The sequence below is a fragment of the Paenibacillus psychroresistens genome (assembly GCF_009728935.1).
GTDB lineage: Bacteria > Bacillota > Bacilli > Paenibacillales > NBRC-103111 > Paenibacillus_AC > Paenibacillus_AC psychroresistens.
Window position 1 is genome coordinate 4,651,580 of sequence record NZ_CP034235.1, and the last position, 12,482, is coordinate 4,664,061.

9 protein-coding genes are annotated in these 12,482 nt (G+C 39.8%); 2 read left to right on the forward strand and 7 right to left on the reverse strand.

What is annotated here, in order from left to right; genetic code table 11:
• Positions 1 to 138: 138 nt before the first annotated feature.
• Positions 139 to 732 (forward strand): TetR/AcrR family transcriptional regulator, encoded by a 594-nt coding sequence (locus EHS13_RS21375; RefSeq protein WP_155702337.1) that lies wholly within the window; start codon positions 139 to 141, stop codon positions 730 to 732.
• A 164-nt stretch (positions 733 to 896) separates the two neighbouring features.
• Entirely contained in the window at positions 897 to 2,111 is a 1,215-nt protein-coding gene (locus EHS13_RS21380; RefSeq protein ID WP_155702338.1) for an MFS transporter, read from the forward strand.
• Positions 2,112 to 2,181: 70 nt separating this feature from the next.
• Here the strand turns inward: EHS13_RS21380 and EHS13_RS21385 are convergent, their stop codons facing one another.
• The 7 genes from EHS13_RS21385 to EHS13_RS21415 all read right to left on the reverse strand — a co-directional run bounded on the left by EHS13_RS21385 (position 2,182) and on the right by EHS13_RS21415 (position 12,458).
• On the reverse strand, positions 2,182 to 3,018 hold the full coding sequence (locus tag EHS13_RS21385; protein ID WP_155702339.1) for a carbohydrate ABC transporter permease: 837 nt from the start codon (positions 3,016 to 3,018) through the stop codon (positions 2,182 to 2,184).
• 32 nt (positions 3,019 to 3,050) lie between these two features.
• Positions 3,051 to 3,926, reverse strand: coding sequence for a carbohydrate ABC transporter permease (locus EHS13_RS21390; RefSeq protein WP_155702340.1), 876 nt, complete (start codon positions 3,924 to 3,926; stop codon positions 3,051 to 3,053).
• A gap of 82 nt (positions 3,927 to 4,008) precedes the next feature.
• Positions 4,009 to 5,364 (reverse strand): ABC transporter substrate-binding protein, encoded by a 1,356-nt coding sequence (locus EHS13_RS21395; RefSeq protein ID WP_155702341.1) that lies wholly within the window; start codon positions 5,362 to 5,364, stop codon positions 4,009 to 4,011.
• Between the two features lie 137 nt (positions 5,365 to 5,501).
• Complete coding sequence (locus tag EHS13_RS21400; protein ID WP_155702342.1) at positions 5,502 to 7,085, reverse strand: response regulator transcription factor; 1,584 nt, start codon at positions 7,083 to 7,085, stop codon at positions 5,502 to 5,504.
• On the reverse strand, positions 7,078 to 8,883 hold the full coding sequence (locus EHS13_RS21405; RefSeq protein ID WP_155702343.1) for a cache domain-containing sensor histidine kinase: 1,806 nt from the start codon (positions 8,881 to 8,883) through the stop codon (positions 7,078 to 7,080). The genes EHS13_RS21400 and EHS13_RS21405 overlap by 8 nt, the downstream gene beginning before the upstream one ends.
• Before the next feature lie 111 nt (positions 8,884 to 8,994).
• A complete protein-coding gene (locus tag EHS13_RS21410) occupies positions 8,995 to 11,316 on the reverse strand; it encodes a glycoside hydrolase family 95 protein (RefSeq protein WP_155702344.1) in 2,322 nt (773 codons plus the stop codon).
• A gap of 44 nt (positions 11,317 to 11,360) precedes the next feature.
• The gene (locus EHS13_RS21415) at positions 11,361 to 12,458 is read right to left on the reverse strand and encodes a mandelate racemase/muconate lactonizing enzyme family protein (RefSeq protein ID WP_155702345.1); all 1,098 of its coding nucleotides are present in this window, start codon (positions 12,456 to 12,458) and stop codon (positions 11,361 to 11,363) included.
• Positions 12,459 to 12,482 lie beyond the last annotated feature (24 nt).

Below are 12,482 nucleotides of genomic sequence, written 5' to 3' on the forward strand. Positions count from 1 at the left end.
TCAAGTTTATCGGGAAAAGCTGGCTGCTTATGCCTTAAATTCACCGGCCACATTAAGTATTTCACTAAGCTGATTTGACATTTTGTTATATAATGTAGTTTAATATCGTTAGGTACAAAATTAGGAGGTTGGTTCACTATGACTATGGGGCGCCCTCGAAAATTCGATATGGACACTGCCCTTGAGCAAGCTCTACAGGTTTTCTGGCGTAGAGGCTATGAAGGGACTTCATTGACAGATTTAACAACAGCCATGGGCATTAACCGGCCTAGCTTATATTCTTCCTTTGGAAATAAAGAAGAATTATTCCGAAAAGTGTTAGATCGTTATGACAATGGACCTGGAGCTTACGCTAAAGAAGCGTTTAATCTTCCGACAGCACGCAAAGTCATCGAATGTCTCATGCAAGGTGCTATAGACACGGTTACGAATCCATCCCATCCTCCTGGATGCCTACTAGTACAGGGTGCACTTAGCTGCGGAGAAGAATCTGAACCGATTCGCGATGAGTTGATTCTGCGACGTATGGCCGGTGAGGCTCAATTACATCAATATTTGGAGCAAGCCAAAATCAATGGTGAATTACCATCTGAAACCGTCCCCGCTGATCTCGCACGTTATTTCACTACAGTGATTCGTGGAATTTCAGTCCAAGCTGCTAGCGGAAGTAACCGTGAAGACTTAGAACGGGTCATGAAAACAGCCTTGTTAGTTTGGCCGAAGGCAGAGTGAAGCTAAAAAACTAATCTAAACTAACATCCACTCCCGAGATCTAAAGATCTTGGGAGTATTTATTATATATTTGTACCATTTAGTAAAAAAGTGGTTGACAGTTCACCTTACATGCTATATATTTACCAAACGGTACAAATATAGAAGAGGAGCTGATCAGCATAATGAAAAAACCATATCTAATTTACATTATTGCATTTGGTATATTCGGCATCATTAATACAGAGCTTGGCGTGGTTGGAATTTTACCACAAATTACAGAGCTTTACGGAATAAGCGCAGCACAAGCAGGCATGCTAGTCAGCTCTTTCGCACTGATTATCGCCATTTTCGGTCCATTCATGACCTTATTGTTCTCGGGCTTCAATCATAAAAAAATCATGGCTTGGGTGCTTGCCATTTTTATTATCTCCAATTTAATTTCTGCTTTCGCACCTAATTATACGGTTCTCCTATTTGTGCGAATTATCCCTGCTTTCCTGCATCCTGTTTATTTTTCAGTAGCTTTCGTCGCTGCTGCTAATTCAGTCCCCAAAGATCAGAGCACTAAAGCAGCCTCTAAAGTCTTCATTGGACTTAGTGTAGGAATGGTATTAGGCATCCCGATCACGTCCTTTATTGCGAATCAATTTTCATTAGAAGCTGCATTTTTATTCTCTGCTGCGGTTAATGCGCTCGCTTTTATTGGAATTGTGGCGTTACTTCCATCGATGCCTGTAACAGTAAAACTATCCTATAAAAAACAGCTTGGCATTCTAAAGAAACCTCAGATTTGGTTGAGTGTAGCAACTGTCGCTTTTATCCCTGCAGCGATTTGTTCTGTTTATAGTTATTTTGCAGAATATCTGGGTAAAATTACACTTATGAGTGGGAAAGAAATTAGCGCCATGTTGATTTTATTCGGGGCTAGCGGGGTTCTTGGCAATCTTATCGCAGGTAAATTGTTAAGCAAAAGTGTTATCCGCACAACTGTATTATTCCCGATCGTGTTAAGTATTATTTATCTGTTGGTTTATTATTTAGGCGCTTTTACGATACCGATGATCCTAATCATTGTGGTTTGGGGAATTCTCTTTACCAGTGGGCTCAACATCAGTCAAAACTGGCTTATCTCCGAAGCATCCGAAGCACCCGAATTTGCTAATGGTCTGTTCGTTTCGTTCTCCAATCTAGGTATTGCTCTTGGCACTGCATTAGGTGGTCTATTCATTGCCCATATGGGCATTCAGCAGGTCATCTGGAGCGGCATAATATTCCTAGTACTAGCTTTCGTTTCTATTAGTCTGAGAGTAAAGCTTTTCGGTCCAAATCGTCAGCTTACTTCAGTCCATATTGAATCCAAGGACTACGCTAATATACCTAAGGTTAGACCTAATTGAACAAGCTAAACAACCGTCCTCGTGGAATACTCGAGGACGGTTGTTTAATGTTTTAAGAAACATAAAATCTTTACCCTTTTACAGCTGAGCTTACTGTTAGTGCACGTTCCACTTGATCGGTAAAGAACAAATACAAGATAATCATGGGCAAGCTAGAAATGGTCATAACAGCTCCCATCCCGCCCCAATCCGTTGCGTATTGCCCTTGAAAGTAGACAAGCCCAATAGGCAAGGTCCTTAATGTCTCTTTTGTAATTAAGATTGAAGCTAACAAGAACTCATTCCACGTACCCAAAAACTGAAGGATGATGATGGTCGCTACTGCCGGTGTTAGGATAGGCAAGACAATACGAAAGAAAGCACGATATATGGAAGCTCCATCCATACAAGCCGATTCTTCCATTTCATGTGGAATCCCTTTAAGGAAACCATAAAATACTAAGGAGGCGAAGGGTAAACCAAATGCAACGTAAGGAATAATTAATGCGCCATACGTATTGGTAAGGTGAAAATCTTTCACCATGATAGCCAAAGGAATAATGATTACCTGCAGTGGAATAAACATCCCGACAATCATGTAAATTCGCACCGTTTCACGAAACCTCCACTGCAGCCTGGCAATCGCATAGGCGAACATGACAGCAAAAATGACAACGCCTATAGTTGTAACAGAAGATACAAAAAAGCTATTCCAGATATACCGCGGTAAATCAAATTTATTCCAAGCATTCACATAATTCTCAATTCTAAAATGTGTCGGTATTCCAAAAGGATTAGTAACAAATATTTCATCGTTGTTCTTCAACGAATAGAATACCATCCAGATTAGCGGATAGATCGAAATTACAAAATAGATCCATAGAAACGATTGTAATACTAGATCTGTTATTTTTTTCTTCCCAATCATAATGAATCATGCTCCTTTATTGGGTGATTTCTTCAGATTTCATTTCGGCTAAAGGCTTTATTGATAATTAAAGTCGCAAGCAAGCTGATCAAAACCAACACAACCGAAATGGCGCAAGCATAACCATATTCATTGGCCGAAAAAGCATTCCGGAAGATCATGAAGGTTATGGTATAGTTGGTCGTGCCCGGTCCGCCATTGGTCATAATAGCCATTTGAACATAAGCTCCAATTCCTGCTGTAATACAAATGATAAAACAAAACTTAAACGTTTCTTTCATCAGTGGCAGCGTGATATACCAATGTGCTTTCCATTTGTCCGCCCCATCGATTCGAGCCGCCTCCAGATAGTGCTCTGGTACAGACTTCACGCCTGCGTACAATAGAGCAAATTGATATCCCATGAACTGCCAAGCATTTACAAATGCAATAGCTATAATGGATACTGTTGTAGAATTTAACCAATTTTGTTGATAAGACATACCCAATGCGTGAAACATTTTATTGATTAATCCATTGTCTGGATCGTACATGGCCAACCAAAGCTGACAAACTACTGAGACCGAAAGTACAACGGGTATAAAATAAGCTGTTTTTAATATTTTTCGGCCTTTTACCGTCGCATCTGCACAAACAAGCGCTAAGAACGTACCTAACCCTATTTGAAATACACCTATGACGAGCGCAAAAATAAAGCCATTCTTTAATGAAGTTATCATAAGCGGATCGCTAGTTAGATCAATAAAATTATCAAAGCCAATGAAGGTTGCCTCACTAAGGCCATCCCAATCAAATAAGCTGCGATAAAAGGTTTGGAGAATCGGATAAAATACGATAATGCTATAAAGCAGAAGTGCCGGTGTCAAAAAGAATAGAATAGCCCGCTTATTGCCTAAATATTGTTTCATCTCTATCCTCCATTCTGTAAAAAACTCACATCGACTAACAAGTCGATGTGAGTCACTCACTAATTGTTACGATTCATTTATGCTATTTATCCTTTAAAGCCTTATTCATATTAGTCACAAATTGATCCGTTTTAAACCCTGAAACTAATAAATTTTGCGCGTTATCTTGAATAGCTAATGTTACTTTAGGACTGCTTAATACTTCCGCATAACCAGTTACATTCGGGATAAATTCCGTTGCCAAACGCGTCAGCATAGCTGGCACTTGTGCTGTAACAGGTTTATCGATTTTAATAGAAACTATCGGAGTACCTACCATCGTATATTTATATTCTGCATATTTGCGTGCCATGAACGCCGCTACCTTAACAGCAATTTCTTTATGTGCAGTTTTGCTGGAAACTGAAAAGCCTGACGGATCGCCCGTTCCATTCATCAAAAACTTCGTGCTTTCATATGTAGCTTCATCTTTGGCAGGGAAGTTCATAAAATCCACATTATCGCCGAGATTTTTTTGCGAGCTGGAAATTTCCCATTGGCCATTTATGAACATCGCCGCTTTACCTTGATAAAACAATGCGGAAGCTTGATCATAGTTCGTATTTGTTGCATTTTTCGAGAAAAGACCTGCAGCTTGTAATTCCTCGATCTGCTTAGCAGCAAGCTGTAACGAAGCCGGTGTTTCTGTTACATCATTCAAAGCTGCAAATCCTTTTGGTTCCTCACGTGTTGTAAATCCTTGCAGCAAAGCTTGCCCAATCCATTTTTCTTTAGAGAAAATAGCAAGCGGTATAATGCCTTTAGCTGTAAACTTTTTAGAAGCATCTTTCATTTGATCTATAGTTTTAATAGGAAGTGTTACCCCTGCATCAGCAAATATTTTTTTGTTATAATACAATATAATAAATTCAATCCCCGCATATGGGTATCCATAGACATGATTGTCAGGTGCAATTAACTTGGGCTCGTTACCATTGTTTAAATCTTGTTTGAATTTTGCTGTTTCTGCTTCATCATCTAGTGTAAGAAGATTATTCGATTTCTTACCAATTTGCATGATTTCCCAAGATGTATCAATGATATCAGGCAAGTCACCTGTTGCCATTTGTGTTTTAATTTTTTGGCCGCTATCTTGTAAGGTAGGCTCCAAAATTAATTCAACATTGGGCATTTCTTTCTTGAGCTCGGCAACTGCATAATCATAAGGCTTGGATGTATCATCATCGAAATGTTGTGCACCTATTCTCAGCTTGACAATTTCGTCCGCCGGCTTTTCGGTTGCTGCTGCAGTAGCAGCGGGTGCATTAGTTGTAGCTGCCGCAGTATCTGTGCTAGCTGCTGGGCTTTCAGTCTCTTTAGTACCTGATCCACAAGCTGTAAGTGAAACAGCCATAACTGATGCGAGTAAAATACTGCTTAATCTGGTAGTCTTAGTCATTTCTTGAATCCCCCTAGTAGATAAATTATGGTTTTTTTAGTGCTTATATCAACCATAATCACATTATAGACCCAGTATGAATCCGTTTGAATGAAGTATTCGCTTCTAAATATAGTAATAATCGCTCCATTTCAAAATCAGTTTTGACTTTCAAACTCGCTTGGTGTGAATCCATAATATTTTTTAAAGCATTTGCTAAAATACCCTGGATCGTTATAGCCTACCATTTCTGAAATGGACGTAATATTTGCTTTTTTCTTGGTAATGAATTCCTTAGCTCGCAGCATACGAACTTGCGTAATATAATCTGAAATAGACATATTAGCTTCCTTATTAAATATTTTCCGCAAATAACTTCCATTGATAAAGACTAATTTTGTGATTTCCTCTACGTTTAAGTCAGGATTTTGATAGTTTTGATCGATCAGCTGCTTGGCCTCATCAAATATTTGTTTTGAGCGTGACGGTCTATCAAGGTCATCATTCAATTTCAAGGTTTTATGGATAATGTCTTCTAGCCAAATATAGGTTTTCTCCAAATTTTCCTGACGTTTTATTTCCTTATAAGGCGAAAAACCCGCTCCAAGTATCTCAGCTATATTTTGCCCACTCGCGACAATATGGGATAAACAAATAGAAACTAAGCCGATCACAATAATATAAGCCATTTCAGCCGTTAGTCTCATCTCACGAATATAGAGGAACACATCGTCTAGATGCCTTTTAATTTCTGAATAATCATTTAATCGCAGGGCAAGCATCATTTTTTCTTTGATTTCACTAGAGTAAAACCCTTGAGTCGTTTTGTCCGATGGCTGATAGCTAATTATTCGACCATTTCCATCGGTTATTTTGCTTTGCAATGCGGCAAGTGCTTCCATATAAGACTCACGAATCCCGTTAGATCCATAATTAGGCCTTCCCACACCTATGGTCACTGTGAATTTGAAATGTTTTTTCACCATATCACATAATCGCTGTAAGCTATTAGGCCCGTCTAAGAAACTAAGCGTATCTGCTGGCAACTGACATAATGAAACAATCCGATCCTCCGGACCAAAAAACACAAGACTATGACTCTCCAAAGTAATTATTTCATGCAAAATATTAGAGATTGTATTCTTCCAGAGTAGAATTTCTTTGTATTCATTCCATCTTTCATACAAATTATCAATCTCAACAGCGATCACTACGTAATGATCAGTTCCATTGAAATTGCCAAATCGTTCAAGCTGTGTAACCATTTCTTCATCATTTAAAGTAATATCTTGGCTAATCAGCATATTTAAAAATTGCTCCCGCAACCATTGCGACTGATCTCTATGAATCTTTCTATTCTCACTTATTTTTTGTAAACGACTCTTGATGTTTACTAAGGTCAAAAACAATTCGTCAAGATCAAAAGGCTTCAAAAGGTAATCTTCTACACCTATTTTTAAGGCATTACGGGCATACTCAAATTCTCCATGCCCTGTTACCATCACAATTGAAATATCTGGAAACCGTTGCTTTAATTCTTTAGAAAGCGCCAACCCATCCATAATCGGCATATTAATATCGATCAAAGCAAGATCGGGAAAAGTTTCTTCTGCTCTATGTAAAGCTTCCTGCCCATTTTTAGCCTCACCGCAAATGATGAACCCATAGGCTTCCCAATTCATAATGGTTCGCAAATATTCACGAAATAAGGGTTCATCGTCAACAATCAGAACCTTAAACATAGTTATCCTCCCCTTTTGTGTGTTTGGGCAGCCTTACAACAATCGAGGTCCCTTCAGCAGGTATACTGTGTATGGTAATACCATATTCATTGCCAAAAAATAATTTAATCCGTTCATTAACATTAATCAAACCAAACGATTTGTTCGAATGATTACTTTTTTTCGTATTTAACAGCTCTTGGCTTATTTCAGGATCGATTCCAACGCCATTATCCGTAACAGTGATCAGAATCTCGTGATCCGAACAGCTTCCCATAATATGAAGTCTACCATTCGTTCCTTTTGGTTTTAATCCGTGATAAATAGCGTTCTCTACTAATGGTTGAATCGTTAATTTAAGAATTTGATCATGCAGAATTGTCTCATCCAAATCAATCGAGAAATCAAAAACATCTATATAGCGGATTTTTTGAATGGCAAGATAATCATTAACATTATCGAGTTCTTCACCGATCGAGATCACTTCCCTACCGCCGCTTAAGGCAATACGATAGAAATCTGCCAATGCCTTTGTCGCCTCCTTAGCTTCAGCAACTCGATTCATTGCACAAAGGACATAAACAAGATCGAGCGTATTATACAAAAAATGCGGCTTGATTTGAGATTGGATTAAGGCAAGCTCATAATGCCGTTTTTGTTTCTGCTCAGTACCGACCTGATCAATTAATTCACGAATTTGTTCAAGCATTTTATTAAATCCAGAAGCAAGAAATCCAATTTCATCAGATGTATTGGAGCTAAAATAGATCTTTAAATCTCCTTCTTTAACCTTTAACATGGTCTTAGTCAAGCGGATTAGAGGTTTGGCGATCACTCTAGAAAGCATCTCTGCACCAAAAAAGGAAAAAACAATCCCAAAAATGCCGAGCGATACTATAAACCAGGTAATTTTACGATTATCTTCCGTTAAAATGCTTAATGGGATCTGACTAACAAGCTTCCAGTTTAATTTTTCAAATGGCATACTGCTGACAAGAAACTGCTGCCCCTTCCATTTAATGATATCAGTAACTGGCTTCTTATTTAACCAAATGCTCTGAATTATGTTTTTCTCTGGTGCTTTCAGGAGAACTTCCTTGTTCAGTGAAGAGATGACTTGCCCCTGCGAATCGACAATAAAATAATTTCGTTCTTGCTCTCGTTCAACACTTTGGTAGATCGAGGTAAATGAGCTTTCCTTGATAATTAATATTAAAGTCCCGAGTTGATCACCGGTATTGATATTGAGGATTTTTTTACCTAATGTTAAAACTGGAACGTCTTTAACTGTAGTTAAAAAATCTCGTGCTTCCATCGTGAACCAAATATTTTCTCCGCTGGTTTTGTTGATCTGTTGGATTATTCCGCTTTGGAATGCAGTTTGAAGTCCATCTTCCATTAAATTATTGGAAGCAGACAGCTGATTGTCCATATCAAGAAATGCAACAGCTTCAACATCTGGAAAAAAGAGCAGATCAAGACCTAACTGATTAACAATTTGTGTGACAAGCTTCTTTTCTGTGAATTCATCGTGTTCTAACTCCTGGCTAGCTGGAATGATTTTATTTAGGCTTACAGTTATGATATTCGCACAATTCTCAGCATTGAGAATCGATTCTTCAATTCGAGTAATGATCAGCCTTGATTCACCAGTCACATTCACAGTTGTTTTATTAATAACAGATTCAGTAAATATGTGATTGGAAACATAAGCGAGCACAAAAAGCGGAATTGAAATCAAGGGAATAAAAATAATAATAATTTTCCGTTTAATTCTTTGATTACGAAACCATTTTCTTAAATTCCACAGCTTTTTCAACCATTCTCCTCCTGCTCTTTATTGAAAAAAGCTTAATAAACAAATAAGACAGGACTAGCTTAAGTTTCGCCAGCCCTGTCTTATCCTATTGCAAATGATTTATACTGTCAATTAGCAATTGCAAATTACATTCAAGTGCTTGTCGATTGTATATATAGAGTCAACTTCAAGCTCGATTGGAACAACCTGATTCTGATAACGCAGAAACGTTGTGCTTGTTGAGAAAGCGCGGATAGTTGCGGAAACTAGCTCTCCCTGCTCCCAGATCACATCCACCTCTGCATTTCCTTTGACTCGCAAACCTGTAAATTTGCCGCTATGCCATATCTGTGGAAGGGCTGGCAGCAAATGAATCTCCGCTGCATGGCTTTGCAGCAGCATTTCGGCAACAGCGGCAGTACCGCCAAAATTACCATCAATGACGAATATGTTAGTTTCAGCCCCTGCAATTCCAGCTTTGGAAAAGCTCAATAAATTGTCAAAACATAGCTGACCAATCAGATGAGACAAATGTTTATACGCATTTTCTCCATCCTGCAGTCTAGCAAAGCTCGCTGCAAAAATCGCTACCGTAAACTCTACATCCTCTAATTCTTCACGCTGCATCCGATTTTCTAAGGTTACTCGTGCCGCCGCACTTAACTCCGGAGTTCCTTGCGGAGTCACCTGATTTCCCGGATAAAGACTGAATAAATGTGAAAGATGGCGATGATCCGGCTGCGCTTCATCATAATCCTCCAGCCATTCCTGCAGCTGCCCTTTTTTGCCAACTAGCAATGGTGGCAACAGAGCAATCACCCCTTTAAGCCTTGTTTGCAGCTCACTATCTACCTGCAACAGCTCAGCAGCTTCTAAACAGAAAACGAATAGATCGCGCACTAATACTTGATCCAACGTTGATCCCATCGATAAATGATGCTCATGCTCCGTATCCTTCAGACCCTCTATATAAAAGCTATTTTCTGGCGAATTTGATGGCCCAGTTACCAAGTAGCCTAAGCTAGGATGAATCGTCATGTAATCCAGAAAAAACGCAGCAGCTTCTTTCATGATTGGATAAGCTTGCTGCTCAAGAAATTCCTGATTTAAGCTGAATTTATAATGCTCAATCAAATGAGTAGCAATCCATAAGCCACCTGTAACATTCGACCCCCATGTTAATCCCCACCCTGGAGCTGTAAACCCCCAAGCATTCGAGAAAACGTGAGCCACCCAGCCCTCACAACCGTAGAAATCTAAAGCCGTTGATTTTCCTGCAACTGATAATCGCTCAATATATCGCATCAAAGGCAGATGACTCTCCGCTAAATTACTTACTTCAGTTGGAAAGTAATTCATCTCTGTATTGATATCCAAGTGATAATCGCAGCTCCACTGCATCCGATTGGCTTCGCCATCATTCCAAATCCCCTGTAAATTCAACGGCAATGGCGAATCCGCTCTAGCACCGGCTATCGTCAGATAACGCCCAAATTGAAAAAACAAAGCAAATAATTGCGGATCCCCTTCCTGATCATTCAGCAGCAGCTTGATTCGTTCATCCGTCGGCAGATTTGCCCGCTCAGAATGACCCAAATCTAAATTAACCCGGTCATATAATCGGCGATAATCGGCAATATGATCTGCTTTAAGCTGAGAATATCCTTTGGCAACCGCTTGTGTTATTTGGCGACTAGATTCCTCCACCCAATCTGCATCACTTTTTTCATAATCCGTATTGACTGCATAATAAATGAAAGCTTCATCGACGTTCTTAATGACAATTTGCTCATCATTTCGCTGAATAGTCCCGCCATGTATAACTACCTTGACCATACCTTGAGCGTAAACCCCACACTCACCATCACTGTGCATCTTCTCTATCGCTTTTCCCTTAAACATTAGGGTATCCCCGTGCTCAATCCAGCTCTCAAAATGCTCTGTGCTTCCCTCAATTCCTAACGTAAACGATACTCCCGCTGCTCCCTCACTCGACAAATGCGAAACCACTACGCGATCAACATGCGAAGCAAATGTTTCTCGCTTATGACTTTTCCCATTTACTTTGTAAGCCATTGTTGCCAACGCGTTACTTATATCTAATTCGCGAACCAAATCTTCGCCTTGATGCTCAAACTGCAGCAAGAGCTCACAAACCGATAAATTCGTCCCAAAGTTGCCTTTTTCCGGCTCTAGAGCTTGTTTAGCTAGGACTTCTCCTTGCTTGTAGTTGCCTGCAAAAAACTGCTCCCTCATATGCTCCAGATCGACTTTTCCGTTTGAATGGCTTATGGTGCGTTCCGCTTTCCCTGACCAGTAAGTCAGCTCAGTCATATGCCAGGTTTCACTTTCTACCCCACCTGAAATGACGGCCCCCAATCTTCCATTTCCCAGAGGCAGCCCCTGTGACCAGTTCAATGCAGGTTGCGAATACCAAAGCTTCCATTCCTTCATATAACACCATCCTAGTTATGATTGCTTATGAGTCGAACCCTTACTTACTTAATGCGATACTTATCAAAATATTGCGGAATGACCTCTGTGGAAGCACCTGGCATTTGCGGCAAAACATAAAAGCCATCTTTAACCGTAGCAGGCTCAACGAATATATCACGAATCCAAGGAATGTACTCTAGCATAATAGCATTCTGCGTAGAGGCAACTAGATGCTGATGAATTTGACCCATATCGCCAACGTGCGGAACAATCGGTAAATCATAGGATGCAGCTAGACCTGAAACCTGCAGCCATTCGGTAATCCCGCCAACACGGGTGCAATCCACTTGCACATACTCCACAGCTCCAGCATGAATGTAATCACGGAATGCATACTTACTATATACATGCTCACCTAATGCTATCGGTACGTTTAAAGCATCAGCCAATTTTTTGTGGCCCATAATGTCATCCGGATTTAACGGCTCCTCCAGCCAGAATAAATCGAACTCCTCGAGCTTTTTACCCCAAGTCATCGCTGTATTAATATTCCACTGTTGGTTGACATCAATCATTAGAATAATATCTTTGCCAATTACTTCTCTTACAGCTTTAACACGGTCATAATCTTCGCGGGTATTGGGTTTGCCTACCTTCATTTTCACTCCAGTAAAGCCGTCTTCCACATAAGAACTAATATCTTTAAGCAATCGCTCTTGTGACCAGTTCAACCAGCCCCCATTTGTATTATAGGCTTTAATTTGTTTGGATTTGTGTCCACCTAGATATTGCCAAAGTGGTTTGTTCGAAGCTTTAGACATGATATCCCACAAAGCAATATCGACTGCTGCAAGCGCCATATGTGTAATACCTGCACGTCCAACCCAATGCATTTTGCCAAAACGCAGCTCATCCCAAATTTCCTTAACCATAAAGGGATCTTTACCTAAAAGCACAGGAGCGTAATAATCATCAATAGTATCCGTTATCATCTTATCTCCGTGAGCGCAGGTACCCGTGTAGCCATAGCCAGTAATACCTTCATCCGTATAGATACGAACCCCGGGCAAACCCCAATGTGTCGGTGAATTAATAGCGTCGGTAATCGGCGGATTTAAGGGTACATGTAAAATAAAGCTCTCTACTTTAATAATTTTCATCTGGTTAATCTCCTTTTGGTATAT

Coding starts and splice junctions, on each gene's coding strand:
- EHS13_RS21400 (WP_155702342.1), bottom strand. CDS start 7,085: ATGTTTAAGGTTCTGATTGTTGACGATGAACCCTTATTTCGTGAATAT.
- EHS13_RS21415 (WP_155702345.1), bottom strand. CDS start 12,458: ATGAAAATTATTAAAGTAGAGAGCTTTATTTTACATGTACCCTTAAAT.
- EHS13_RS21375 (WP_155702337.1), top strand. CDS start 139: ATGACTATGGGGCGCCCTCGAAAATTCGATATGGACACTGCCCTTGAG.
- EHS13_RS21385 (WP_155702339.1), bottom strand. CDS start 3,018: ATGATTGGGAAGAAAAAAATAACAGATCTAGTATTACAATCGTTTCTA.
- EHS13_RS21395 (WP_155702341.1), bottom strand. CDS start 5,364: ATGACTAAGACTACCAGATTAAGCAGTATTTTACTCGCATCAGTTATG.
- EHS13_RS21410 (WP_155702344.1), bottom strand. CDS start 11,316: ATGAAGGAATGGAAGCTTTGGTATTCGCAACCTGCATTGAACTGGTCA.
- EHS13_RS21390 (WP_155702340.1), bottom strand. CDS start 3,926: ATGAAACAATATTTAGGCAATAAGCGGGCTATTCTATTCTTTTTGACA.
- EHS13_RS21380 (WP_155702338.1), top strand. CDS start 897: ATGAAAAAACCATATCTAATTTACATTATTGCATTTGGTATATTCGGC.